The organism is Variovorax sp. GW458-11-26-14-LB1, from assembly GCF_059423965.1.
Window position 1 is genome coordinate 247781 of sequence record NZ_JBWKYW010000001.1, and the last position, 24829, is coordinate 272609.

The 24829-nt window shown below is 66.6% G+C and carries 23 protein-coding genes and 3 tRNA genes; 7 read left to right on the forward strand and 19 right to left on the reverse strand.

Translation table 11 applies throughout. The features are described from left to right. Positions 1-19: 19 nt before the first annotated feature. The 8 genes from rseP to rpsB all read right to left on the reverse strand — a co-directional run bounded on the left by rseP (position 20) and on the right by rpsB (position 7359). Positions 20-1396 (reverse strand): RIP metalloprotease RseP, encoded by a 1377-nt coding sequence (gene rseP / locus AC07YS_RS01155; RefSeq protein WP_495273694.1) that lies wholly within the window; start codon positions 1394-1396, stop codon positions 20-22. A gap of 21 nt (positions 1397-1417) precedes the next feature. Continuing rightward, a complete protein-coding gene (gene ispC, locus AC07YS_RS01160) occupies positions 1418-2605 on the reverse strand; it encodes a 1-deoxy-D-xylulose-5-phosphate reductoisomerase (protein WP_492696032.1) in 1188 nt (395 codons plus the stop codon). Then, a complete protein-coding gene (locus AC07YS_RS01165) occupies positions 2602-3447 on the reverse strand; it encodes a phosphatidate cytidylyltransferase (protein ID WP_070060528.1) in 846 nt (281 codons plus the stop codon). Before AC07YS_RS01165 ends, ispC begins: the two co-directional genes overlap by 4 nt. Positions 3448-3471: 24 nt before the next feature. Next, positions 3472-4197, reverse strand: a complete 726-nt coding sequence (gene uppS, locus AC07YS_RS01170) for a polyprenyl diphosphate synthase (protein ID WP_159271921.1) — start codon at positions 4195-4197, stop codon at positions 3472-3474. An 8-nt stretch (positions 4198-4205) separates the two neighbouring features. Continuing rightward, the gene (gene frr / locus AC07YS_RS01175; protein ID WP_062471609.1) at positions 4206-4766 is read right to left on the reverse strand and encodes a ribosome recycling factor; all 561 of its coding nucleotides are present in this window, start codon (positions 4764-4766) and stop codon (positions 4206-4208) included. 11 nt (positions 4767-4777) lie between these two features. Then, entirely contained in the window at positions 4778-5500 is a 723-nt protein-coding gene (gene pyrH, locus AC07YS_RS01180; RefSeq protein ID WP_062471612.1) for a UMP kinase, read from the reverse strand. 98 nt (positions 5501-5598) lie between these two features. Continuing rightward, entirely contained in the window at positions 5599-6522 is a 924-nt protein-coding gene (gene tsf / locus AC07YS_RS01185; protein ID WP_139704625.1) for a translation elongation factor Ts, read from the reverse strand. A gap of 81 nt (positions 6523-6603) precedes the next feature. After that, on the reverse strand, positions 6604-7359 hold the full coding sequence (rpsB, locus tag AC07YS_RS01190; RefSeq protein ID WP_062471618.1) for a 30S ribosomal protein S2: 756 nt from the start codon (positions 7357-7359) through the stop codon (positions 6604-6606). 205 nt (positions 7360-7564) lie between these two features. Here rpsB and AC07YS_RS01195 point away from each other — a divergent pair, with 205 nt between their 5' ends. Together AC07YS_RS01195 and AC07YS_RS01200 are read left to right on the forward strand one after the other, a co-directional pair. Continuing rightward, positions 7565-8887, forward strand: coding sequence for an amidase (locus AC07YS_RS01195; RefSeq protein ID WP_495267251.1), 1323 nt, complete (start codon positions 7565-7567; stop codon positions 8885-8887). A gap of 57 nt (positions 8888-8944) precedes the next feature. Further along, positions 8945-10198: a D-amino acid dehydrogenase gene (locus AC07YS_RS01200; RefSeq protein ID WP_159277101.1), complete on the forward strand. Its 1254-nt coding sequence runs from the start codon at positions 8945-8947 to the stop codon at positions 10196-10198. On the opposite strand, the gene AC07YS_RS01205 is transcribed toward AC07YS_RS01200, so the two are convergent. Further along, the gene (locus tag AC07YS_RS01205) at positions 10188-10607 is read right to left on the reverse strand and encodes a hypothetical protein (RefSeq protein ID WP_495267252.1); all 420 of its coding nucleotides are present in this window, start codon (positions 10605-10607) and stop codon (positions 10188-10190) included. The two genes, AC07YS_RS01200 and AC07YS_RS01205, sit on opposite strands and share 11 nt — an antisense overlap. Positions 10608-10650: 43 nt before the next feature. On the opposite strand from AC07YS_RS01205, the gene AC07YS_RS01210 reads away from it, so the two are divergent. Beyond that, complete coding sequence (locus AC07YS_RS01210; RefSeq protein WP_495267253.1) at positions 10651-12114, forward strand: NAD(P)H-hydrate dehydratase; 1464 nt, start codon at positions 10651-10653, stop codon at positions 12112-12114. A gap of 9 nt (positions 12115-12123) precedes the next feature. Here AC07YS_RS01210 and AC07YS_RS01215 read toward each other — a convergent pair whose 3' ends face one another. Next, positions 12124-12888 (reverse strand): SDR family oxidoreductase, encoded by a 765-nt coding sequence (locus AC07YS_RS01215; RefSeq protein WP_062471631.1) that lies wholly within the window; start codon positions 12886-12888, stop codon positions 12124-12126. Positions 12889-12955: 67 nt separating this feature from the next. Then, positions 12956-15223 (reverse strand): ribonuclease R, encoded by a 2268-nt coding sequence (gene rnr, locus AC07YS_RS01220; protein WP_495267254.1) that lies wholly within the window; start codon positions 15221-15223, stop codon positions 12956-12958. An 81-nt stretch (positions 15224-15304) separates the two neighbouring features. On the opposite strand from rnr, the gene AC07YS_RS01225 reads away from it, so the two are divergent. Together AC07YS_RS01225 and AC07YS_RS01230 are read left to right on the forward strand one after the other, a co-directional pair. After that, a tRNA-Leu gene (locus AC07YS_RS01225) sits at positions 15305-15389 on the forward strand. A 271-nt stretch (positions 15390-15660) separates the two neighbouring features. Then, positions 15661-15745: transfer RNA gene (locus tag AC07YS_RS01230), tRNA-Leu, on the forward strand. A gap of 84 nt (positions 15746-15829) precedes the next feature. On the opposite strand, the gene rimO is transcribed toward AC07YS_RS01230, so the two are convergent. From rimO to AC07YS_RS01260, 6 genes are all read right to left on the reverse strand, one after another. Beyond that, positions 15830-17236, reverse strand: coding sequence for a 30S ribosomal protein S12 methylthiotransferase RimO (rimO, locus tag AC07YS_RS01235; RefSeq protein WP_139704634.1), 1407 nt, complete (start codon positions 17234-17236; stop codon positions 15830-15832). An 82-nt stretch (positions 17237-17318) separates the two neighbouring features. Further along, on the reverse strand, positions 17319-17879 hold the full coding sequence (gene phaR / locus AC07YS_RS01240; protein ID WP_495267255.1) for a polyhydroxyalkanoate synthesis repressor PhaR: 561 nt from the start codon (positions 17877-17879) through the stop codon (positions 17319-17321). A 69-nt stretch (positions 17880-17948) separates the two neighbouring features. After that, positions 17949-18272 carry a hypothetical protein gene (locus tag AC07YS_RS01245; protein WP_223301311.1) on the reverse strand — a complete coding sequence of 108 codons (324 nt, stop codon included), beginning with the start codon at positions 18270-18272 and terminating at the stop codon, positions 17949-17951. 267 nt (positions 18273-18539) lie between these two features. Next, a tRNA-Val gene (locus AC07YS_RS01250) sits at positions 18540-18616 on the reverse strand. A gap of 38 nt (positions 18617-18654) precedes the next feature. Next, a complete protein-coding gene (locus tag AC07YS_RS01255) occupies positions 18655-20844 on the reverse strand; it encodes a RelA/SpoT family protein (protein WP_062480706.1) in 2190 nt (729 codons plus the stop codon). A gap of 58 nt (positions 20845-20902) precedes the next feature. Then, positions 20903-21856: an alpha/beta fold hydrolase gene (locus tag AC07YS_RS01260; protein WP_495263712.1), complete on the reverse strand. Its 954-nt coding sequence runs from the start codon at positions 21854-21856 to the stop codon at positions 20903-20905. Between the two features lie 68 nt (positions 21857-21924). Here AC07YS_RS01260 and AC07YS_RS01265 point away from each other — a divergent pair, with 68 nt between their 5' ends. Continuing rightward, positions 21925-22695 carry a 3-hydroxybutyrate dehydrogenase gene (locus tag AC07YS_RS01265; protein ID WP_095947875.1) on the forward strand — a complete coding sequence of 257 codons (771 nt, stop codon included), beginning with the start codon at positions 21925-21927 and terminating at the stop codon, positions 22693-22695. Between the two features lie 64 nt (positions 22696-22759). On the opposite strand, the gene AC07YS_RS01270 is transcribed toward AC07YS_RS01265, so the two are convergent. Together AC07YS_RS01270 and AC07YS_RS01275 are read right to left on the reverse strand one after the other, a co-directional pair. Continuing rightward, on the reverse strand, positions 22760-23467 hold the full coding sequence (locus AC07YS_RS01270; RefSeq protein ID WP_062480709.1) for an SIMPL domain-containing protein: 708 nt from the start codon (positions 23465-23467) through the stop codon (positions 22760-22762). 54 nt (positions 23468-23521) lie between these two features. After that, the gene (locus AC07YS_RS01275) at positions 23522-23959 is read right to left on the reverse strand and encodes a hypothetical protein (RefSeq protein WP_223301309.1); all 438 of its coding nucleotides are present in this window, start codon (positions 23957-23959) and stop codon (positions 23522-23524) included. A 95-nt stretch (positions 23960-24054) separates the two neighbouring features. On the opposite strand from AC07YS_RS01275, the gene ompR reads away from it, so the two are divergent. Beyond that, complete coding sequence (gene ompR, locus AC07YS_RS01280) at positions 24055-24786, forward strand: osmolarity response regulator transcription factor OmpR (RefSeq protein WP_007837017.1); 732 nt, start codon at positions 24055-24057, stop codon at positions 24784-24786. Positions 24787-24829 lie beyond the last annotated feature (43 nt).

The window sequence follows — 24829 nt, forward strand, 5'->3', positions numbered from 1 at the left end:
GGAAAGGGCCGGCAGAAAGTTAACCAAAGAGCCGCGTGACGTCGTTGAAGAGTGCGACCGACATCATCACCAGCAGCAAGGCGACACCGCCACGCTGCAGCCGTTCCATCCAGGCGTCGGAGACGCTTTTCCCGGTCAGGCCCTCCCAAAGATAATACATCAGGTGCCCCCCATCGAGGACCGGCAGCGGCATCAGGTTGAGCACCCCGAGGCTCACGCTGATGAGCGCGAGAAAGACCAGGTACTGCGTCAGGCCGAGGCTGGCGGACTTGCCGGCGTAATCAGCAATTGTTAAGGGACCGCTCAGGTTCTTGATCGAGGCCTCGCCGATCAGCATCTTGCCCATCATGCGAACCGTGAGCGCGGACACCTCCCAGGTGCGCACCACGCCACGCCAGACGCCGTCGATGACGCCCTGGCGCACCGTGACCATCTCGGGCGGCGCGCCGACGTAGGCACCGATGCGCCCGACCTTGGCCGCACCCTCTTCGCGCACTTCCGGCTTGACTTCGAGCGCGAGCGGCTGGCCGCCGCGCTGGAGCTGCCAGGTCTGCGTGCGCGCCTGCCCGGAGGCATCGACCGAGGCACGGATGACTTCGCGCAGCTGCTGCCCGTCGAGGATGGGGGTGTCGCCGACGGTAAGAACGAGGTCGCCATTGCGCAGGCCCGAACGCTCCGCCGCGCTGCCCGCCATGACCTCGCCGATCTCAGGACGGGTCAGCGGTGCGACCACGCCGATCTTGCGGAACATCTGCGGATCGGCGTCCTTGGCCTCCATGCGGCTCAGCGGCAGGACCAGCTGGCGGCCAGGGCGACCGCCCTCACCTGCCACTTCGAGCGTGAGATCGCGGCCGTCGAGCGCGCCGCGCGTCATGCGCCAGCGCAGGTCTTCGAAGGACTGGACCGGCGACAGGTCGCCATCGAAACCGGCCTGGGTGATGTGTTCGCCGCCGCGCAGGCCGGCCGCCTCGGCCAGCGACGCCGCCACGGGCCGGGCCAGCTTGGCCACGGGCTCGTCGACGCCGATCCAGTTGACCGCCGTGTACAGAACGACCGCCAGCAGCAGGTTGGCGATCGGGCCGGCGGCCACGATGGCTGCGCGCGAGCGCAGTGGCTGGGTGTTGAAGGCGCGATGCCGCTCCTCGGGCGCCACGGGGCCTTCGCGCTCGTCGAGCATCTTGACGTAGCCGCCGAACGGAAAGGCGCCGATCACGAACTCGGTCTGCTGCCCCGGATGCTGCCGCTTGGGCTGCCAGCGCAGGAGGGCCTTGCCGAAGCCGACCGAGAAGCGCTCCACCTTGACGCCGCAGGCCACGGCCACGCGGTAGTGGCCGTATTCGTGGACCGCGATGAGGACGCCGAGAGCGACCACAAAAGCTATGACGGTGAGCATCAGGGTCCTCTGCGCTGTAGGAAATCAGGCCGCGAAACGTGCCGCGGCGGCATTAGCCGCCTCGCGGGCGCTGGCGTCGAGCGCCAGCAGGTCGGCCAGCGATGCCGGCTTGGAGGGCATGACCGCCTCCAAAGTTTCCAGGTTGACCGCATGAATGCGATCGAAACGCAGGCGCCGGTCGAGAAAGGCGGCCACCGCCACCTCGTTGGCCGCGTTCAGCACCGCCGTGGTGCCGGAAGCAGCGCGCAAGGCCTGCCACGCCAGGCCCAGGCCGGGGAACAACGCAGGATCGGGCGCGTCGAAGGTCAGCGAGCCCATCTGGCGGAAATCGAGCCGTGCCGCCCCGCTTTCGATGCGCTCCGGCCAGGCCAGCCCGACCGCGATCGGCACCCGCATGTCGGGCGTGCCGAGTTGGGCGATGACCGAGGCGTCGGTGAACTGCACCATCGAATGCACCACGCTCTGCGGGTGGATGACGACCTCGATCTGCTCCGGCGACACGCCGAACAGGTGTCGCGCCTCGATCACCTCGAGCGCCTTGTTCATCATCGTGGCCGAGTCGACCGAGATCTTGCGGCCCATGACCCAGTTCGGGTGCGCACAGGCCTGCTCGGGCGTCACGGCGCCCAGCGTGTCGGGTGCCCGGGTGCGGAACGGGCCGCCCGAGGCGGTCAGGATGATCTTGTCGATGCGCCGCGCCCAGGTGGACGGGTCTTCGGGCAGCGACTGAAAGATGGCCGAATGCTCGCTGTCGATGGGCAGCAGCGTGGCGCCGCCCTCCTGCACCGTGCGCATGAACAGCTCGCCACCGACGACCAGCGCTTCCTTGTTGGCCAGCAGCAGGCGCTTGCCGGCGCGCGCGGCGGCCAGGCACGGCGCCAGGCCGGCAGCACCGACGATGGCGGCCATCACGGCGTCGACTTCGTCATCCGACGCTATTTTTTCGAGAGCATCGTCGCCCATCAGGACGCGGGTCGGCAGGTTGTTCTGCTTGAGCTTTTCGGCCAGCAGCGCGGCATGCGGCGCACTGGCCATGACGGCGAAGCGCGGCGAGAAGCGCGCGCATTGGGCCAGCAGCTCGTCGACCTTGGTGGCCGCCGAGAGCGCAAACACCTCGAAGCGTTCGGGGTGACGGGCAATGACGTCGAGCGTGCTGACACCGACCGAACCGGTCGAGCCAAGCACCGTGACACGTTGTTTGGGAGTGTTCACAGGAAAGCCAGCATCATGGCAATGGGAAGTGCCGGCAAGAGGGCATCCACGCGGTCGAGCACGCCGCCGTGGCCGGGCAGCAGCCGGCTGCTGTCCTTGGCGCCGGCGCTGCGCTTGATCAGCGATTCAACGAGGTCGCCGACGACGCTCATCGCCGCCAGGAACACCGCCCCGATCAACAGCAGCCACCAGCCGCGCTCATGCAGGCGGGTGTAGAGGCTGGGCACCGTGGCGCCCAGGCTCTTGTCGGCCCAGACCCAGGCGAACGCCAGCACGATGACGCCGGCCATGCCGCCCCAGACACCTTCCCAGCTCTTGCCGGGACTGATGGCCGGCGCCAGCTTGGCGCGCGTGAACTTCAGGCCGAAGGCGCGGCCGGCGAAATAGGCGAACACGTCCGCCACCCAGACCAGCACCAGGATCGACAGCAGGAAGTTGATGCCGACCATGCGTGCCTGCACCGCCGCGAGCCATGCGACCCACAGCGCCAGCAGGCCGCCCACCAGCCGCAGTCCGCGCGGAATGCGCGGCCAGCCGGGCACTGCGACGCGCAGCAGCGCCGCGCCGCCGAGCACCCAGGCCGCGCTGGCCAGGGACCACATGAGGAACAAGCGCTGCTCCAGCAGCCCCAGCCACCACGACAGCCCGCACAGCGCCACCATCTCGGCACCCAGGAACAGCGACATGCCCTGCCCATAGCCGTTCAGGCGCCCCCACTCCCACGCGGCGGCGCCGATCAGCACCAGCATCACGCAGGCGAAGGGAATGTGGTTTCGGTAGAACAGCGCCGGCAGCAGGATCGCGAGCAGCACGATCGCCGTGAGGATGCGTTGTTTGAGCATGCGGAAGGTGGTGTCGGGCCGTTGTCAGGCCGCGGAAGCCGAGACCTGCGCCGAGGTCTGGCCGAAGCGACGCTCGCGGCCCTGGAACGCGGCAATGGCCTCGTCCAGTGCGGCTTCGTCGAACTCGGGCCACAGCTTGTCGCTGAAGAACAGCTCGGCGTAGGCACTCTGCCAAAGCAGGAAATTCGACAGCCGCTGCTCGCCACCCGTGCGGATGAACAGGTCGGGGTCGGGCACGTGGGCCAGCGCCATGGCGCGATCGAGGTTCATCTCGGTCATGGGCAAGCCCTGCTCGGCGAGCTTGGCCGCGGCGCGCGCGATGTCCCAGCGCCCGCCGTAGTTGAAGCAGATGTTGAGAATCAGACGCGAGTTGTGGGCCGTGGTCTGCTCGGCCGACACCAGGCCGGCCACCATCTTGTCGGACAGGCCGGCGCGTTCGCCCACGAAATGCAGCCGCACGCCGTCGGCGTTGAGGCGCGGCACTTCGCGCGCCAGCGCCCCGACCATCAGCTGCATCAGGCCGGAGACTTCTTCAGGGGGACGGTTCCAGTTCTCCGAGGAGAACGCGAACACGGTGAGCACGCCCACGCCACGGTCGGCGCAGGCCTTGACGCAGCGCCGCAACGACTCCACGCCCTGCTTGTGCCCCGCCACGCGGGGCAGGAAGCGCTTGGTGGCCCACCGGCCGTTGCCATCCATGACGATGGCAACGTGGTGCGGAGGGGGCGTCGTCTGCGGCGAGGAGGCCATGCGGAGCCTCAAACGGCCATGATCTCCGCTTCTTTCGCGGCGACCAGACGGTCGATTTCCGCGATGTGCTTGTCGGTGACCTTCTGGATGTCGCCTTCGGCGCGCTTCTGGTCGTCTTCCGAGGCCAGCTTGTCCTTCACGAGCTTCTTGACGGCTTCGTTCGCATCGCGGCGCAGGTTGCGCGTCGCGATCTTGGCGCTTTCGCCTTCGTTGCGGACCAGCTTGGTCATTTCCTTGCGACGCTCTTCGCTCATGGCGGGCAGCGGCACGCGGATCAGGTCGCCCATCGACGCCGGGTTCAGGCCCAGGTCGCTTTCGCGGATAGCCTTCTCGATCTTGGCGCCCATGCCCTTTTCCCAGGGCTGAACGCTGATCGTGCGCGAGTCGAGCACCGACACGTTGGCCACCTGGCTCAGCGGCACCTGCGAGCCGTAGTACTCGACATGGATCGAGTCGAGCAGCGCCGAGTTGGCGCGGCCCGTGCGAATCTTGGTGAGGTTGTTCTGGAAGGCGGCGAGCGACTGGTTCATCTTCGCGTCGGTCGCACTGCGAATGTCTGCAATGGTCATCTCATTTACTCCTAGGCATGCACCAGCGTGCCCTCGTCCTCGCCCATCACGACGCGCTTGAGGGCGCCGTTCTTGAAGATCGAGAACACCTTGATCGGCAGCTTCTGGTCGCGGCACAGCGCGAAGGCCGTGGCGTCCATGATGCCGAGATTCTGCGCAATCGCCTCGTCGAAGGTGAGCGTGGCGTAGCGCGTGGCTTCGGGGTGGGTCTTGGGATCGGCGGTGTAGACGCCGTCCACCTTGGTCGCCTTGAGCACCAGCTCGGCACCGATTTCGGCACCGCGCAGCGCGGCGGCCGTGTCGGTCGTGAAGAAGGGGTTGCCGGTACCGGCAGCGAACACCACGACCTTGCCCTCTTCGAGGTACTGCAGGGCCTTGGGGCGCACATAGGGCTCGACCACCTGTTCGATGGCGATGGCGGACATCACGCGGGCCACGAGGCCCTGCTTGTTCATGGCGTCGGCCAGGGCCAGCGAGTTCATGACGGTGGCCAGCATGCCCATGTAGTCGGCCGTGGCGCGGTCCATGCCGACGGAGCCTCCCGCGACGCCGCGGAAGATGTTGCCGCCGCCGATCACGACCGCCACCTGGACGCCCATGTTCACGACCTCGGCCACTTCTTCGACCATGCGCACGATGGTGGCGCGGTTGATGCCGAAGGCGTCATCGCCCATCAATGCCTCACCCGACAGCTTCAACAAGATTCGCTTGTGGGCTGGGCGGGCATCAGACATGGGCATTTTCCTTAGAGGGTTGGCGGGGCGAGTGTAAAACGTGGCGGTGAAAAAGCGGCGGCACGCTGTCGCGCACCGCCGCTTGGAGGCCTGCCGGATCAGGCGGCAGCCTTGGCAGCAGCGACCTGGGCAGCGACTTCGGCAGCGAAGTCGTCGACCTTCTTCTCGATGCCTTCGCCGACCACGTACAGGGTGAAGCCCTTGATCGTGGTGTCGGCGGCCTTGAGCATCTGCTCGACGGTCTGCTTGTCGTTCTTCACGAACGGTTGGTTGTGCAGCGAGACTTCCTTGAGGTACTTCTGCACGCCGCCTTCGATGCGCTTGGCAACGATGTCGGCCGGCTGCGGCTTCTTGCCTTCGGCTTCGGCCGTCTTGCGGTCTTCTTCAGCCTTGCCAGCGGCCACGGCGCGCTCTTTTTCGATCAGCTCGGCAGGCACATCCGATGCCTGGATGGCGACCGGCTTCATGGCGGCGATGTGCATCGCGACGTCCTTGGCCGAGGTGTCGTCACCTTCGAATTCGACCATCACGCCGATGCGCGTGCCGTGCAGGTACGAAGCCAGCTTGCCGTTGCCCGTGAAGTGCTTGAAGCGGCGGAAGCTCATGTTCTCGCCGATCTTGCCGATCAGGCCCTTGCGCACGTCTTCGAGCGTGGGGCCGAAGCCGTCCTGCTCGTAAGCCAGCGCGCCCAGTGCGGCGATGTCGGCGGGGTTGTTCTTGGCGACCAGCATCGCGGCAGCGTTGGCCATGGCCAGGAAGCTGTCGTTCTTGGTGACGAAGTCGGTTTCGCAGTTGATTTCGATCATGCCGCCGGCAGCGCCGTCGACGAAAGCCGTGACCACGCCTTCAGCGGTGATGCGGCCCGATGCCTTGCCAGCCTTGTTGCCGAGCTTGATGCGCAGCAGCTCTTCGGCCTTTTCCATGTTGCCGTCGGCCTCCGTCAGGGCCTTCTTGCACTCCATCATGGGCGCATCGGTCTTCGCGCGCAGTTCGCCGACCATGCTTGCGGTGATTGCAGCCATTTGTGTATCTCCGTAAATCCAAAAATCAGGTTAAAAAAAAGGGGCACCAAAGCCCCTTCTTCAGGCTCGCGAACGCGCCTATCAGGCCGAAGCGCCTTCTTCGACTTCGACGAATTCGTCGCCGCTGCCTTCGGCAACGGCCTTGACCACGTCACCACCGGCGCTGTTGCGGCCTTCGATGATCGCGTCGGCGATGCCACGGGCGTACAACGTGACGGCCTTCGACGAGTCGTCGTTGCCAGGGATCACGTAGTCGATGCCTTCGGGCGAGTGGTTGGAGTCGACCACGCCGATCAGCGGGATGCCGAGCTTCTTGGCTTCGGCCACGGCGATCTTGTGGAAGCCCACGTCGATCACGAAGATGGCGTCGGGCAGCGCAGCCATGTCCTGGATGCCGCCGATGTCCTTCTCGAGCTTCGCGATTTCGCGCGAGAACGTGAGCTGCTCTTTCTTGCTCAGGCTGTCGAGGCCGGCTTCTTGCTGGGCCTTCATGTCCTTCAGACGCTTGATCGAGGTCTTGACGGTCTTGAAGTTGGTCAGCATGCCGCCGAGCCAGCGGGTGTCGACGAAAGGCACACCGGCGCGGCGAGCTTCTGCAGCGACGATTTCACGGGCTTGACGCTTCGTGCCGACCATCAGGATCGTGCCGCGGTTGGCCGTGAGTTGCTTGGCGTACTTCATCGCATCCTGGAACATCGGAAGCGACTTTTCCAGGTTGATGATGTGAATCTTGTTGCGGTGACCGAAGATGAACGGAGCCATCTTGGGGTTCCAGAAGCGGGTTTGGTGACCGAAGTGGACACCGGCTTCCAGCATTTCGCGCATGGTGGTCGACATTGAATTTACTCCAAAGGTTGGGTCTAAAATCCAGCCCGTTTTGCGCCCCTTCGACGGGGTCGCAACACCTTGATTGGGCCGGTTTGCGGATGTGCTTGACTGGCGGCGACAAAACTGTCGCATAACCAGCGAAACCCAAAGAGTATAGCACGGCGGCCACCCCCTCCTCCCTCGAACCGAGCCGTTCCAAGGTACCCTCGACGCCATGAACGACCTTCACGCCACCCGTCTCACCCTTCTGGCTGGCGGTTCCGATGCGCGCACCGAAATGGAGCGAGCCATCGCCCTCTCCGAATCCCCGGCCTGCGCCCACGTTTTCACCCGCACGATGTTCGACGAGGCCCGCGCGGCCGCCGCCGCATCGGTGCCCGAAAGCCGGCTGGCCGGGCTTGCCTTCACCAGCAAGGATCTGTTCGACGTCGCCGGTCAGCCGACACCCGCCGGATCGGCCGTGCTCTCGCACGCACCGGCCGCCCCGGCCGATTCGATCGCCGTGGCCCGACTGCGCGCCGCCGGCGGCGTGCTGACCGGGCGCACCAACATGACGGAGTTCGCCTTTTCCGGCGTCGGCGTCAACCCGCACCACGGCACGCCAGCCAACGCGAGCGACACCGCCACGCCACGCATTCCGGGCGGCTCGTCGTCCGGCGCGGCGATTTCGGTGGCAAGCGGCGCGGCCTTCATCGGCCTGGGCTCCGACACCGGCGGATCGATCCGCATCCCGGCCGCGCTGAACGGCATCGTCGGCTTCAAGAACACCGCCCGCCTCACGCCTGCCGACGGCGCGCTGCCCCTGTCGACCACGCTCGACACCGTCTGCGCCATGACCCGCTCGGTGCGCGACGCCGTCACCGCGCACGAAATCCTCTCGGCGCGGCAGGTGACGCCCGGCTCGGCGTCGCTGTCGGCCTACCGGCTGGCCGTCGTGAAGAACGTCTTCCTCGACGACCTCGAGCCCACCGTGGCCACAGCCTTCGAGCGCTCCCTGGCCACCCTGCGCGCCACCGGCGCCCATATCCAGGAAATAGTGCTGCCCGAGCTGGCCGACCTGCAGAGCATCAACGCCACCGGCGGCTTCTCGGCGGCCGAGTCGTACGCCTGGCACAGGCTGCTGCTGGAGCGCAGCGGCGCCGGCTACGACCCGCGCGTGGCGCAGCGCATCCTGCGCGGCGCCGGCATGAAGGCACACGAGTACATCGACCTGGTCCGCGCCCGCCGCGACTGGATCGCCCGCGTCGAGAAGGCGCTGACACCGTTCGACGCCGTGGTGTCGCCGACCGTGCCGATCGCGGCGCCGTCCATCGCCAGCGTGGCGCCGGGTGCCGAGCGCGACGACGAATTCTTCCGCGTCAACGCGCTGCTGCTGCGCAACCCGTCGATCATCAACATGCTCGACGGCTGCGCCATTTCGCTGCCCTGCCACGCCGACAGCGAACTGCCGGTCGGCCTGATGCTGTGGCACGGCGCGATGCACGACGACGCCGTGCTCGCGGTGGCCCTCCAGGCCGAACGCACGCTACAGAAATAACCGCTGTCACCGCCCGCCTCACGGGCGTCAGCCGCTTCTTTTATCTAGAACATTTCAATGAAAATCGCGATCGTGGGCGCCGGCATCGTCGGCGTCACCACCGCCTGGGAACTGGTTTCCGACGGCCATGAAGTGAGCGTGTTCGAGCGCCGCGGCGCCGCCGCCGAAGAGGCCAGCTTCGCCAACGCCGGCGTGGTCGCGCCGGGCTATGTCACGCCGTGGGCCGCACCGGGCATGCGCGGCAAGGTGCTGCGCTCGCTGCTGTCTTCGCACGGCGCCATCAAGCTGCGCTGGCCGCTGAGTTCGCGCGACCTCGGCTGGATGTCGCGCTGGCAGAAGGCCTGCAAGCTCGAGACCTACCTGGCCAACCGCGCCCGCATGCAGCGGCTGGCCTTCTACAGCCGCACCCGGCTGCACGCGGTGACCGAAGCGCGCGAGCTGAGCTACGAACGCAGCGACGGCTACCTCGTGCTGCTGCGCTCCAAGCGCGAGAAAAAGCTGGTGCAGCCCGGACTGGAGGTGCTGCGCTCGGCCGGCAGCGTGTTCCGCGAGATCGACGCCGACGAGGCTCGCCTGATCGAGCCCGCGCTCAACCCCGACACCCCGCTGGCAGGCGCCATCCACCTGCCGGAAGACGAGGTCGCGAACTGCCGCCAGTTCGCGTTGCTGCTCAAGTGGGAAGCCGAGGCTTTGGGCGCGCAGTTCCACTTCAACTGCGACATCGCGCCCTTGAGCCGCGCCGCGCCCACCTCGCTGACGTTGGCCAGCGGCTCGGACGCGCTGCAGTTCGACGCCATCGTGGTCTGCGCCGGCCTGTCGTCCGCCGCGCTGCTGCGTCCGCTGGGACTGCGCATTCCGCTGGCGCCGGTCTACGGCCACTCGGTCAGCGCCCCGGTGCGCGAGCCGCTCAATGCGCCGCGCAGCGCGGTGATGGACGAACGCTACAAGGTCGCGATTTCCCGCCTGGGCCAGCGCGTGCGCGTGGCCGGCAGCGCCGAGATCGGCGGCTCACCCGACGCCATGAGCCCGGCCGCGATCCAGACGCTCTACAAGGTGCTGCACGACTGGTTCCCCGGCGCTGCGACGTTGCAGTCGGGCATCCAGCAATGGAAGGGCGCCCGCCCGATGCTGCCCGACGGCCCACCGGTGCTGGGTGCCAGCGGCATTCCCGGCGTGTGGCTCAACCTGGGCCACGGCTCGAGCGGCTGGGCGCTGTCGTGCGGCAGCGCGCGCGTGCTCGGCGACCTGATCGGCGGGCAAGACCCCGGCATCGACCTCGAAGGCCTGGGGATCGAGCGGCTCAGTCTTTAGGACCCCAGCGGCGCAGTTGCTCGGGGGTGGCCGGTTTTTCCAACGGCAGTTCGGGCCGGGGCGCCCAGCGTTGGGCGATCAACCCCAGGATCGCCGGCGCGATCAGCCCGAAGAACACCAGCACCAGCAGGTCCAGGCCCAACATCAGCCACTGCGTGCCGGACCCTGCCTCGACCGGCACGTCGAGCCACCGGATCACGCCGATGCCATAGCCCACGCCCAGGGCCCAGGCGACGTCGCGCAGCGGCACCCGACGCAACAGCTCGGCCAGCAGGAACAGCCCCCACACCACGATCAGCAGGCCGACCGCCCAGGCCGCGCCGGCGATCATCGCTGCGGCCGTGCCAACGAACCCGGCCAGGCACGCCAGCAGCAGAACCAGCAACCAGCCGAAGGTCTTGAGCGTCATCGGTCGATGATAGGAGGCGCGGCGTCGGCGGCACAATGGCTCGATGCATCGCATCACGTCCGCCAGCGCCGCCGACCTGTTCGACATCGCCGCCACGCGTCGCATCGAGCAGGCAGCAGCCTCCGCCCTCCCCCCTCACACACTGATGCAGCGCGCCGGCCTCGCGGCGGCGCGGCTCGCAATGGCGCTCGCGCCGCACGCGCGAACGATCTGGATCGCCTGCGGCCCAGGGAACAACGGCGGCGATGGCTTCGAAGCCGCGGCGCAACTGCGTCATCGCGGCTTCTTTCCGGTCGTCACCTTCGTGGGCGATGAACGCCGGCTGCCAGCGGATGCCAAGGGGTCGCTGCAGCGTGCGCGCGATGCGGGCGTCACCTTCGCTTCGAAGCCGCCATCAAGTTTCGAGCTGGCGATGGATGCGCTACTCGGCATCGGATCAACCCGCCCGCCCTCGGGCACGATGGCCGAATGGCTCGCGCGGATGCACGCTAGCGCCTCGCCAGTGCTCAGCATCGATGTGCCCTCAGGCCTCGATGCCGACACAGGCATGCGGGCCTCCAACCCAAATCAAGCACCGGCATCGGTTCGCGCCACCCTCACCTTCCTCACGCTGAAACCCGGCTTGTTCACGGCGCAAGGCCGCGATGCAGCCGGCACGGTGTGGTTCGACGATCTGGGCTGCCGCGCTTTCATCCAGGAGCGACCGACGGCCCGCCTCGCAAGCACGCCCGATATCCAGCGGCGCACCCACGCCTCGCACAAAGGCAGCTACGGGGATGTCGCGGTGATCGGTGGCGCGTCAGGCATGGCCGGCGCCGCGCTGCTGGCCGGCTCGGCCGCGCTCCATGCGGGCGCAGGACGCGTGTTCGTCGGATTGCTCGATCCCCGCGCAGCGCCGGTCGACACCTCGCAGCCCGAGCTGATGCTGCGCGACGCCCACACGCTGGACCTCGCGGGCATGACGGTCGTGTGCGGCTGCGGTGGCGGCGATGCCGTGCGCGAACTGCTGCCGCGCGTGCTGTCGATGGCCGCCGCGCTGGTGCTCGACGCCGACGCGCTCAACGCCATCGCCGCCGATCCGTCACTTCAGGCGCAACTGATCGCGCGAGGCCAGGCCGGCGCTCCCACCGTGATCACGCCGCATCCATTGGAAGCCGCGCGCCTGCTCGGCGACACGACGGGTGGCGTGCAAGCCAACCGCCTGGCCGCGGCCCGCGCGTTGGCATCGCGCTTCGGCGCGGTGACAGTGCTCAAGGGTTCTGGAACAGTGATTGCCGATGCAAGCGACGAGCCGCCGGTCATCAACCCGACCGGCAATGCCCGCCTCGCCACCGCAGGCACCGGCGATGTGCTCGCCGGCATGATCGGCGCGGCGCTCGCGATGCGCCGCCCCGCGTTCGAGGCAGCGTGCGAAGCCGTCTGGCAGCACGGCCGCATCGCCGACCTGTGGCCGGCCGATGCGGCCCCGCTCACGGCAGGCTCGCTGGCCCGCCGCGCGCCCGACTGAGCGCAGGACTCAGCCGCGCCCGACGAAGGGCATCTTCGTGGCCATGATGGTGTGGAAGAGCACGTTGGCTTCCAGCGGCAGGTTCGCCATGTAGAGCACCGACTGGCCGACGATCTTGACGTCGATCAGCGGCTCGATCGCGAGCTCGCCATTGGCCTGCGGCACGCCGGTGGCCATGCGCGCGGCCAGCTCGGTCATGGCATTGCCCACGTCCACCTGCCCCACCGCGATGTCGTACTTGCGGCCGTCGAGCGAAGCGGTCTTGGTCAGCCCTTCGACCGCGTGCTTGGTCGAGGTGTAGGCCGCGGAATTCGGTCGCGGCGTGGTCGCCGAGATCGACCCGTTGTTGATGATGCGGCCGCCCCGCGGCGTCTGCGCCTTCATCGTGCGGAAGGCCTGCTGGATGCAGAAGAACATGCCGGTGAGGTTGATGTCCACCACGCCCTTCCACTGCTCGGGCGTCCAGTCCTCGAACGGTCCCGGCGGGTTGCCCACGCCGGCGTTGTTGAACAGCAGGTCGACGCGCCCGAAGCGTTCGACCGTGGCGCCGAACAGCGCCTGCACCGAGTCGGCATTGGCCACATCGGTCGGCACCGCGAAGGCGCGCGCACCGGCGCCCGACTCTTCCGCCACCTGCTCCAGCGGCTCGAGGCGGCGCCCCGCAAGGGCCACGCTCCAGCCGTCCGCCAGCAGAGCCAGCGCGGCCGCACGGCCGATGCCCGACCCCGCGCCCGTGACGATCGCGATGCGGCCCTTGTTGTTTTCCACGCTCATGCTTCAAGTCTCCTTTTCAACTGATCCATACACTCGGCAAGCAAACCGGTAGTGTGCACGGCGCGCCTCATCCGCGACGGGGCTTGCGCCCCTTGCCCTGCATCTTGTTGGCAGCTTTCTTCACCGCCGACTTGAAGGCCTGCATGGCCGATTGCGGGCCGGCGGGTGCCACGGCAACGCCGCCGCCGTGCTCCGACCGTGACTCGCCACCGGCCTCCGCCTTGTGGCGGGAGCTTCGCTTGGCCGACGCCTTCACTGGCGCGCTGCCTTTGTCCTTCATGGCACGCGACGTCAGGTCTTCGCCTTCGCGCACGAGGCGAAAGTCGATCTTGCGGCCATCGAGGTCGACGCGGCTCACCTGCACCCGCACCCGCGTGCCGATGGCGTAGCGGATGCCGGTGCGCTCGCCACGCAGCTCCTGGCGCATCTCGTCGAACTTGAAGTATTCGCCACCGAGCTCGGTGATGTGCACCAGCCCCTCGACGTACATCGCATCGAGCGTGACGAAGATGCCGAAGGTGGTGGCTGCGGTGACCACGCCGCCATACTCCTCGCCGAGGTGCTCGCGCATGTACTTGCACTTGAGCCAGGCCTCGACGTCGCGGCTGGCCTCGTCGGCGCGGCGCTCGTTGGCGCTGCAATGCAGGCCCGCCGCTTCCCATGCCAGCACTTCCTTGGTCGGCGCGATCGTGGCTTTCTGCGGCTTGGTCGTTGGCGCTTTCACGCGCGAAGCCAGGCGCTTGGCCAGCTTGGCATGCGCTTCGCCGGGCGTCGGCAGCATCGGCAACTGGTAGCGCGTCTTGCCGAGGATCGCCTTGATCACGCGGTGCACCAGCAGGTCGGGATAGCGCCGGATCGGGCTCGTGAAGTGCGTGTATGCCTCGTAGGCCAGGCCAAAGTGGCCGCTGTTGAACGGCGTGTAGATCGCCTGCTGCATCGAGCGCAGCAGCATGGTGTGGATCTGCTGCGAGTCGGGACGCTCCTTGGTGGCTTCGGCGATCGCCTGGAACTCACCGGGACGCGGATCGTCGGTGATGCTCAGGCCCACGCCCATGGCCTTCAGGTAGCCGCGCAGGATTTCCTTCTTCTCGGGCGTCGGGCCTTCGTGCACGCGGAACAGGCCCGGGTGCTTGCCTTCGGCGATGAAGTCGGCGCTGCAGACGTTGGCGGCCAACATCGCCTCTTCGATGATCTTGTGCGCCTCGTTGCGCGTGCGCGGCACGATCTTCTCGATGCGGCCGGCGTCGTCGCAGATGATCTGCGTCTCGGTGGTTTCGAAGTCGACCGCGCCGCGCTTGCCGCGCTGCTTGAGCAGGGCCCTGTAGACATCGGCGAGGTTCAGCAGGTCCTTGACGCGCTCCTTGCGCTTGGCGGCTTCCGGGCCGCGCGTGTTGCCGAGGATGGCGGCCACTTCGGTGTACGTGAAGCGCGCATGGCTGAACATCACGGCCGGATAGAACTGGTAGGCGTAGATCTCGCCGTCGGCGGCAACCAGCATGTCGCACACCATGCACAGGCGCTCGACCTCGGGGTTGAGCGAGCACAGGCCGTTCGACAGCTTCTCGGGCAGCATCGGGATCACGCGGCGCGGGAAATAGACGCTGGTGGCGCGGTCGTACGCATCGATGTCGACGGCCGAGCCGGTCTGCACATAGGCACTGACGTCGGCGATGGCCACCAGCAGGCGCCAGCCTTTACCCCGGCCCACCTTCGCGGGCTCGCAGTACACGGCGTCGTCGAAGTCGCGGGCGTCTTCGCCGTCGATGGTGACGAGCGGCACGTCGGTGAGGTCGATGCGCCCCTTCTTGTCGGCGGGGCGCACCTTCTCGGGCAGGGCCTTGGCCTGCGCCAGGCACTCCGCGGAAAACTCATGCGGCACGCCGTACTTGCGCACGGCGATCTCGATTTCCATGCCGGGGTCGTCGATCTCGCCCAGCACTTCTCTCACGCGGCCCACGGGCTGGCCGAACAAGGCCGGCGGCTCGGTGAGCTGGACGACCACGACCTGACCGACCTTGGCGGGGCCAGTGGCGCCCTTCGGGATCAGGACGTCCTGGCCGTAGCGCTTGTCTTCCGGTGCAACGAGCCAGATCCCGCCTTCGTGCAACAGGCGGCCGATGATGGGCTGCTCGGGTCGCTCGACGATCTCGACCACGCGCCCCTCGGGGCGGCCGCGGCGGTCCTGTCGCACGATGCGCGCCTTGACGCGATCCTTGTGCAGCACCGCGCGCATCTCATTCGGCGGCAGGTAGATATCTGCCTCGCCGTCGTCGCGTTGCACGAAGCCGTGCCCGTCGCGATGTCCTTGAACAGTTCCTTCGATTTCATCCAACAAGCTGCTGGAAGTGACATTATTTTTGATATGATCTCCTTCTTTCCTGAAATTCAAAACGTGGCTGCTTCTGCAGTCATGTGGGCCCAGATGGCGGAATTGGTAGACGCACTAGTTTCAGGTACTAGCGAGTAACATCGTGGAGGTTCGAGTCCTCTTCTGGGCACCAAGTTTAAACAGACCTTTACCAGGTCATCCGATTGAAGCCACCGGTCTCCGGTGGCTTTTTTCATGGCCGTTCGAAACTGCATCAAACGGGCGACGCGATCGTCAGATCACGCCCCTTAATGCCGGCCGTGCACGCACGATCGCACCCACCTGCCTTCGGCAGGACACCCGCCGCACGAGCGATGTCGCGCAGAAGTTGAAATTTCGACACGCTCAAAAGAGCGCGCCAAATTTGTGTATATAATCGTAGTCTTTGCTGAGAAGCAAAATCAGCCCAGATGGCGGAATTGGTAGACGCACTAGTTTCAGGTACTAGCGAGTAACATCGTGGAGGTTCGAGTCCTCTTCTGGGCACCAAGATTGAACAGACCCTTACCAGGTCTTCTGAAAAAAGCCACCGGCCTCCGGTGGCTTTTTTCTTGGCCGTTTGAATCAGGTGCATCAAACGGGCAACGCGATCAGGTCGTGGCCTTCAGCGCCCACGATGCGTGCACGCGTGAACTCGCCGACCTTCATCGTCTTGCTGATCTTCTCGGGCGGCAGGAGGCGAACAGTACCGTCGATCTCCGGTGCGTCGGCGTACGTGCGCCCCACCCCACCCTTGCGGCCCAGCGCCGGCGCTGAATCAACCAACACCTGCATCGTCGAGCCGATGCGCTTTTGCAGCTTAGCGATCGACACGGCCTCGGCCACCTCCATGAAGCGGGCGCGGCGCGCTTCGCGCTCGGCCTCGGGCAGCATGCCCGGAATGTCATTGGCAGTGGCGCCCTCGACCGGGCTGTAGGCAAAGCAGCCCGCACGATCGATCTCGGCTTCGCGGATGAAGTCGAGCAGGTGTTCGAACTCCTGCTCCGTCTCGCCCGGAAAGCCGGCGATGAAGGTGCTGCGGATCACGAGTTCAGGGCAGACCTCGCGCCAGCGTGCGATCCGCTCCAGGTTCTTCTCGCCGCTGGCCGGCCGCTTCATGCGCTTGAGCACGTCGGGGTGGCTGTGCTGCAACGGCACGTCGAGGTACGGCAGCACCAGGCCGCTCGCCATCAACGGAATGATTTCGTCGACGCTCGGATAGGGGTACACGTAGTGCAGGCGCACCCAGGCGCCATACGGCTCGGCAATTTCGCCCAGCGTGCGCACGAGTTCGAGCATGCGGGTCTTGACCGGCTTGCCATCCCAGAAGCCGGTGCGGTACTTCACGTCGACGCCGTAGGCCGAGGTGTCCTGGCTGATCACCAGCAGTTCCTTCACGCCGCCCTCGAACAGGGCCTTGGCTTCGCTGAGCACATCGCCCACCGGACGCGAGACCAGGTCGCCGCGCATCGAGGGAATGATGCAGAAGGTGCAGCGGTGGTTGCAGCCTTCGCTGATCTTCAGGTAAGCGTAGTGCCGCGGCGTCAGCTTGAGGCCGGCCACGCCGAAGGTGTTCGGCACGAGGTCGATGAACGGATCGTGCGGCTTCGGCAGGTTGGCGTGCACGGCATCCATCACCTCCTGCGTGGCATGCGGGCCGGTGACGGCCAGCACGCTGGGATGCATCTGGCGCACGAGGTTGCCGCCCTGGTCGCCGGTCTTGGCGCCCAGGCAGCCGGTGACGATCACGCGGCCGTTCTCGGCGAGCGCTTCGCCGATGGTGTCCAGGCTTTCCTTCACGGCATCGTCGATGAAGCCGCAGGTGTTGACGATGACGAGGTCGGCGCCCTCGAAAGTCTTGGCGGTTTGATAGCCCTCGGCGCTCAGCTGGGTCAGGATCAATTCGGAATCGGTCAAGGCCTTGGGGCAACCAAGGCTGACGAAGCCGACCTTGGGGGCGGTCGGCGTGACGGTACGTTCAGGGGAGGCAACTTCGCTCATAGGCCTCTATTGTCCCAGCTATCGGTGACAGCGGGGCATTCATCGGGCAGTCACCCCATTCGGGCGGGCCGCCGCGCGGCGCTCAGGGGCGCTTGATGCCAAAGGCGCCCAGCACCTGCTCGGTGTTTTTCTGCATCTGCTCCTGCATCTGCAGGAAGACGTTCTTCGATTGCTCGACGTAGTTGCCCATCAGCCCCTGGATCATCGGCGACTGCATGGTCATGAAACGCGACCACATCTCGGGCGTCAGGCCTTCGGCTTTTTCGGCGAGCTGGGCCTGCATCTCGGTCATCGCCTGGATGTTCTTCTCGAGGTACGGGCCCATGTAGCCCTGCATGGCCTGGCCGTAGAAACGGATGATGTTGACCAGCACCTGCTCGGTGAACATCGGTGCGCCACCGGCCTCTTCTTCCAGAATGATCTGCAGCAGGATGCTGCGCGTGAGATCGTCGCCGGTCTTGGCGTCGCGCACCACGAACTGCGCGTTCTTGATGACCAGCTGCTTGACCTCGGTCAGCGTGATGTACGTGGATGTCTCCGTGTCGTAGAGCCGTCGGTTGGGGTACTTCTTGATCACACGCTGGACCGGCTTCACCCCGGACTTCTTGCTCTGCACTACAGACTCCTTCACATGGACGCCCATGTCATCGGATGATTCTAGGGAGCGGTTTTGCTGCATCGCGACAAGGTTTACCCTGACCGTGATTCTTCTTCAGGCGTCCGGCGCCGTCGCGTACTCGGCACCGCACGCATGACACGCTGCAGTTTCGGGACGCTCCGGGGTCGACAACCTGAATCGCAGCGGGATCTTCTGCCCGTAGACAACCCAGCACCGGGGGCAATGCTCCTGTCCCGCCGTCGGAAGGTAGGCGCGCGCGCGCTGCTCGGCACGCTCTTCGGTCACCGGCATGCCCTGTCGTTGTGCGCGCGCGACTTCGCGTGCGGCCATGGTGTCGGCACGGCCGGCGGCAAGGTCATTGATGCCGTAGACCGCGCGCGCGAATTCAAGAGGGGCTTGCTTGAGCAATGCGGCCACGCGGTGGTCGGCGTGCGCCCGATCAACAGACGTTGATCGCGTATTCATCAGATCGCTTATCAAGGAAATTCGAGAAGGTTGGCAGACCGCTCAAGGTAGCACAACCACATGGCTCAGGCACCTTGCCTGCACCGCGCGAAGGGCCGCCCGTGAAAGGGGTTTTCGCTTGTGCCGATCACTCGGGACGATCGGGCTGATCCAGAGACAAACACGTCGTCCAAACGACGAACGGGTTGCAGCGAAATCGCTGCAACCCGTGTTTGAATTTGGTAGGCGCGATTGGATTCGAACCAACGACCCCCACCATGTCAAGGTGGTGCTCTAACCAACTGAGCTACGCGCCTAAGAGAAGCATCGAGTATAGCAGGAGAAATGGCCCTTTTCAGCGCCGACGTGCAGATCGCACACCAGTCACTGCAGTCACCACACTCAACACCTGCGTCAGACGCGCGGCATCGGCGATTTCCACGGTGAACGTCATCCACGCAGTGCCCTTGATCGACTGCGTCTGCACGCCGATCACGTTCATCTTCTCGCGTGCGAACACATCGGAGATATCGCGCAGCAAACCCTGGCGGTCGGCTGCTTCCACTGCCACGTCGACTGCATAGACCGGCGCATCGGCACCCTTCTTCGGCAGGCCCCATTCGACATCGATCACGCGTTCGCCGTCCTTCGCGGCCATCGTGCGGAAGTTGCTGCAATCCGCGCGATGCACGCTGACGCCATGGCCGCGCGTGACGAAGCCGCGGATCGCATCCGGCGGCGCCGGCTTGCAGCACTTGGCGAGCTGCGTCATCAGCGACGACACGCCCACCACGAGCACGCCGCCCTTGCCCGACTTCTCGCTGCCGCGCGCCTTCTTGATCTGCACGCCGTCGTCGGGATTCAGCGCCGGCTCGGGCGGACGCAGCAGCGTCTCGATGTTGCGCAGCGAAAACTCGTCCTTGCCGACCACCTCGAACAGATGGTCCGCCGACTTGAAGCCGAGCTGCGAGGCCAGGTCTTCGAGCCGCATGGCCGTCTTGCCTTCGCGCTGCAGCAGCTTCTCGACGGCTTCGCGTCCACGCGCCACGGTCTCGTGCGTGATCTGTGCGTTGAACCAGGCACGCACCTTGGCGCGGGCGCGGTGGCTCGCCAGATAACCCAGCTCGGCATTCAGCCAGTCACGCGACGGCCCGCCTTCCTTGGCCGCCATGATCTCGACCGTCTGCCCGTTCGACAGCGGCGTGTTGAGCGGCACCATCGCGCCATCAACACGCGCGCCGCGGCAGCGATGCCCCAGCGTCGTGTGCACCGTGTAGGCGAAATCGACCGGTGTCGCGCCCTGCGGCAACTCGACGATGGCCGCATCGGGCGTGAGCACATAGATGCGGTCGTCGAACAGCCCCTGCCCCTGCAGCCCGCCGGACAGGTCGCGCTCCCAGGCCAGCAACTGGCGCAGCACCGCGATCTTGGCGTCGTACTCACCGCTCGCCCAGACGCCGGCGTAGCCCTTGTGGCCCGCTTCCTTGTAGGCCCAGTGCGCCGCCACGCCATGTTCGGCGTGGTCGTGCATTTCCTCGGTGCGGATCTGGATCTCGATCGGCTTGCCCACCTTGCCGTCGACGATCTCGCGCACCACCGTGTGCAGCGACTGGTAGCCATTGGGCTTGGGCCGCGCGATGTAGTCGTCGAACTCCTCGTCGATGGGCTGGAAGTGCGAGTGCACCCAGGCCAGCGCGGCATAGCAGTCCTTCACGTCCGGCACCACCACGCGCAGCGCGAGGATGTCGAAGACCTGCTCGAAGTCGAGCGACTTGCCGCGCATCTTCTTGACGATGCTGTAGATGTTCTTCGGGCGTCCCTGCACCGTGGCCTTGACGCCCTCGGCCTGCAGTTCGTGCTCCAGCTGCGAGCGCAACTGCTCGACATGGCCTTCGCGCTCGATGCGCTTCTCGTCGAGCAGCCGCGCGATCAGCTTGTAGGTCTCGGGCTCGAGAAAGCGGAACGAAAGGTCTTCGATCTCCCACTTCACCTGCCAGATGCCCAGCCGGTTCGCGAGCGGCGCAAACACCTGCAGCGACTCGCGCGCCACGCTCTCGGGCGCGGGCTGCTTGCTGGCCGCCGCGTGCCGCAGTGTCTGCAGGCGCGAGGCCAGCCGCAGCATGACCACGCGCAGGTCGCGCGAAAACGCCAGCAGCATCTTGCGCACGTTCTCGGTCTGCGCGCCGGCGCCTTCGGCGTGGTGCCCTTGCGAGGCCGTGCGCGCCTGCTCCTGCACGCGCACGAGCTTGGTGGTCTCGACCGCAAGCGCCGCGAAGTTGTCGCCGAAGACCTTGGCGATCACTTCCTGCGGACGGTTCAGGTGCTGGCACGAATACACGAGGTAGCTCGCCGCCTGCATCGCCTCGGAGCCGCCCATCTTCGCAACGATGGCGGCCACCGCATCGGCGTGCGCCAGCGTGTTCTCGCCGGTGTCGAGCTTTTCGTCGGCAATCAGCGGTTCGGCGAACGCGCGGGCGCGCGCCAGCATGTTCTCCATGACCGGCGAGCGGTCGGCCGTGGCGGCCGACAGCGGGTAATCGACCATGACGCCGTCGGACAGGGGTGCCGTCTGAAGGTTCGCAGACTCTCGCTTCACGATGCCCTCAATCGAACAGGAAATTCGTGACGACGGCGACCTGTGCGGGATCGACGAAAGTCGGCGCGTGCCCCACGCCCTCGAACTCGACGAGCGTGGCGCGCGGCCCACGCTGCGTCATCGCGGCCGCCGTCTCGGGCGACAGCAGGTCGGACGCCGCGCCGCGCGTGAGCAGCGCGCGCGCGTCGATGGCGTCGTACAGGCTCCACATCACCGCCCCGCCCTGCGCCGCGATCTCGGGCGTGATGGCCCGCAACGGCACGCCGATGGCCGGGTCGTAGTGCAGCACCCAGGCGCCCTCGCCCACCGGGCCGGCACTGGCGGTCTTGGCGGCACCGTCGACGCTGCGCTCGGACGCCGGCACCACCATGTGCTGCGACAGCGCGCGCCACTGCTCGGGCGTGTGCGGCCCGAACGTGGTCGACAGGGCCCACATCGCGTCGGCCGCGGCCTGCACGCTCGGAAACTGGCCGCTCTTGCCCACATACGCTCCGATGCGCTGGATGGCGGCGGGCTCGACCGTGGGGCCGACATCGTTCGCGACGAAACGGCGAATGGGCCGCGGCAACGGCAGCTCCTTGTGGCCGGCCAGCACGAAGCCGATCAGCCCGCCCATGCTGGTGCCGACGTAGTCGAGCGTGCCGATGGGATGCTCGCCGTGCAGCTGCGCGATCAGCGCCACCATGTCGGCCGCATACACAGGCACTTGATAGAAAGCGGGGTCGCGCAGCCAGTCGCTGCGGCCGCGCCCGACCACGTCGGGACAGACCACGCGCACGTCGCCGCCCGCGCGCGCCACGATGGCCTGCGCGAGCACGTCGAAATCGCGCCCCTGCCGGGTCAGCCCGTGCACGCAGACCACGACATGTGCGCTCTGCGCGTCACCCCATTGCCAATAGGCCATGCGATGACCGCCCTGGGCGTCGTTGCAGGCCACGTCGTGAAGGGTCGGTTCTGTCATGGAAACGGAGGGGTTCGGGTGCGGATAATGGTCTCGTTGCATCCTAATTCATCCGGAGATTGATCTTCATGCTCAAAGGCAAAACCGCGCTTGTCACGGGGTCCACCAGTGGCATTGGCTTCGCCATCGCCAAGGCGCTGGCTCAACAGGGCGCACACATCGTGCTCAACGGCTTCGGCGACGCCGACACCCCCAAGGCCCAGATCGAGGCACTCGGCGTGCGTGCCGAGTACCACGGGGCCGACATGAGCAAGCCCGACCAGATCGAGGACATGATGAAGTTCGCGGCGTCGAAGTTCGGCCGCGTCGACATCCTCGTCAACAACGCCGGCATCCAGCACGTGGCCAAGGTCGAGGACTTCCCGACCGAACGTTGGGACGCGATCCTCGCGATCAACCTCACGAGCGCCTTCCACACGACGCGCCTGGCGATCCCCGCGATGCGCGAGGCCAACTGGGGCCGCATCATCAACGTGGCGTCGGCGCACGGGCTCGTGGCCTCGGCGCAGAAGTCGGCCTATGTCGCGGCCAAGCACGGCATCGTCGGCCTGACCAAGTCGGTGGCGCTCGAAACCGCCACCACCGGCGTCACCTGCAACGCGATCAGCCCGGGCTGGGTGCTCACGGCGCTGGTGCAAAAGCAGATCGACGACCGCGCGGCCCGCGAAGGCATTTCGGCCCTCCAGGCGCAGAACGAATTGCTGGGAGAAAAGCAGCCCTCGCTGCAGTTCACGACGGTCGAGCAACTGGGCGGGCTGGCCGTCTTCCTGAGCTCTCCCGCCGCCGATCAGGTGCGGGGCGTCGCCTGGGCCATGGATGGCGGCTGGACGGCTCAGTAAATAGACAGAGACAACGAAAAAACGCCGGCGGCACTCGACCGCCGGCGCCGCGCTCTTTGTCTTCTTACTTGAGCTGCACCGAGCCGGAGACGTTCACGACCACGCTGGTCTTGCCCGCTTCCACCGGCACGGCCGAATCGGCGGCCGAGAACGACTTGGCCTGCATGGCCATCACGCGCGGACGGATCGGGCCGCTGTCGTTCGCGTTCACCGACACCTCGCGCAGTGTGTAGCCGCCGAAGCCGAAGCCCTTGGCCAGCTCGCCGGCCTTCTGCTTGAAGTTGTCGATGGCGATGTTCTGCGCCTCGGTCTCGGTCTTGGCGCGCTGTTCGCGACTCAGGCCGAAGCCGACGTTGCCCACGCTGAGCGTGCTGATGCGCCCCGCCGTCTGGGTGATGCGCGCGAAGTCGCGGCCCTCTAGCACGAGTTCGGTCGAACCCTGCCAGCCGTTGATCTTGCCGTCCTTGGTGTAGCGCGGCGAAAGGCTGAAGTTGCCGGTGCGCACGTCGAGCTGGCCCGGCTGCGCATTCTTCTTGGCCTCGGCCAGCGCGGCGTCCAGCGCCGTCTTGAGCTGGGTCTGCACGGTGCCCGCCTCGGCGGCGTCGCGCGTGGTGACGAGGGTCATGCTCAGCAGGTCTTGCTGAACTTCGACGGTGCCGGAGGCCGACAGCTGGAGCACGTTTTGTGGAGCAGGCATGACGGCATTCTGGGCCAAGGCGGCGCCGGCAAAGGTCAGCGCGGCGCAGGCCGCGATCAATTGAACAGTCTTCAAGACAGATTTCTCCCTGGTGGATGCGAGGAAAAGCCCTCGCCCGCGCCTTCTTCTTCAGTGGCGCAGGCTGCGCGGCGCGGTTTGCGGACTGGCGACGGGCTGCGGTACCGGCACGATGCGCTCGGCAGGCTGTGATTCTGCCGAATTCAGAAGAACACCCGTTCCCGCAGGCACCCACTGCCCCCGGACCTGCTGCCTCAACTCGAAGAGTTCGCCCGCCGTGAGACGGCGCCCCGCCAGCGCTTCGCCGCGGCGCTGCTCTTCCCGCTGGGCCGCCCGGTGCGCGGCCACGGCATCGCGCACTTCGCTGCGGCGCCCTTCACTGACCCGCAAAAACCCTTCGGAAGCGACGGACGTCGCACCACAGGCGCATGCGAAAAAAAGCAGAGGCAAGGCAGAAAAAGAAGGTCTCATCGCGCAATCGTCATAAGGCAGCACGGACTGTGCCACCGCCGGGCAAAGCCCGGATGACCAGACGGCGAGCGGCCGCAAGTTGTGTAACTTAGTGTCAACCACTACGGAATTCGGCAGCAATGGGGTCCTAACGCCTTCAGAATCGGCGCTGTTACAAATTCAACGTTGTAGAAATGACTCAAGTTCCCGCTCGCACCGACAAGATCGTGATCGTCGACGACGACGCCCGCATCCGCGACCTGCTGCGCCGCTACCTGACGCAGGAAGGATTCGAAGTGATCGTGGCCGAGGACGGCAAGGCGCTCAACCGCATCCTGTTGCGCGACACGGTCGACCTGATCGTGCTCGACCTGATGATGCCCGGCGAAGACGGCCTCTCCGTGTGCCGCCGTCTGCGTGCCGCCAACGACCGCACGCCGATCATCATGCTCACCGCCAAGGGTGAGGACGTGGACCGCATCGTCGGTCTCGAAGTCGGCGCCGACGACTACCTCGGCAAGCCCTTCAACCCGCGCGAACTGCTGGCCCGCGTGCACGCCGTGCTGCGCCGCCGCCCGCCGCTCGAGGCGCCGGGCGCCCCCTCCACCGAGAACGAGACCGTCACCTTCGGCCCGTTCGCCTTCGACCTCGGCTCGCGCACCCTGAAGAAGGACGGCGAAGAACTCTCGCTGACCACCGGCGAGTTCGCGATGCTGAAGGCGCTGGTGCGCCATCCGCGCCAGCCGCTGTCGCGTGAAAAGCTGGCCCAGCTGGCACGCGGGCGCGAATTCGAGCCATTCGACCGCAGCCTGGACGTGCAGATCTCGCGCCTGCGCAAGCTGGTCGAGTCCGACGCCGCGGCGCCGCGCTACATCCAGACCGTCTGGGGCGTGGGCTACGTGTTCGTGCCGGACGGCACGGCCTGACGATCCGCTGAGAGGTGGCCATCGGCCTCCATTCCGCCCGACC